This is a genomic window from Bradyrhizobium sp. Kon37, assembly GCF_055807535.1.
In genome coordinates this window covers 1-585 of sequence record NZ_JBVVOY010000104.1, presented here as the reverse complement: position 1 = coordinate 585, position 585 = coordinate 1, and the positions used below count along the sequence as shown (strand labels likewise).

1 pseudogene is annotated in these 585 nt (G+C 44.3%); it reads left to right on the top strand.

From position 1 onward, the window contains the following. Positions 1–519 (top strand): annotated as a pseudogene (locus AC0L3J_RS37275) (hypothetical protein); the annotation flags it as partial. Between the last annotated feature and the right edge of the window lie 66 nt (positions 520–585).

The following is a 585-nucleotide window of genomic DNA, read 5'->3' as shown; positions in this document are numbered from 1 at the left end:
CAGCGGAGCACTGATATAGCTAGACCTCAACATTTAGAAGCGGCTTATGACCCAGTGCTGGTTGATACGATTTATTTGTTTCCGCAAGTTGGCAGCCGTGTATTTTGGCGCTGTAATCTGACGGAACGTAGTCGGCAGTTTAAAGGTCTCTCATTTTGGGAGGTTTGGGATATACAAGCACAAGAAAAACACAATAAAGCCAATGCGAAGCAGGATGAGTTAACTAAACGCAGGGAGCTTGAGGCGTTTATTCAGCAATCCATTCAGAAAGCGAATAAGTTAACGCCCAGTACTACTGAGCCCAAATCAACACGCATTAAGCAGATTAAAACTAATAAAAAAGAAGCCGTGACCTCGGAGCGTAAAAAACGTGCGGAGCATTTGAAGCCAAGCTCTTCAGGTGATGAGGCTAAAGTTATTCCTTTCAACGCAGTGGAAGCGGATGATCAAGAAGATTACAGCCTACCCACATACGTGCCTGAATTATTTCAGGATCCACCAGAAAAGGATGAGTCATGAGTGCTACCCGGATTCAAGCAGTTTATCGTGATACGGGGGTAGAGGCTTATCGTGATAATCCTTTTA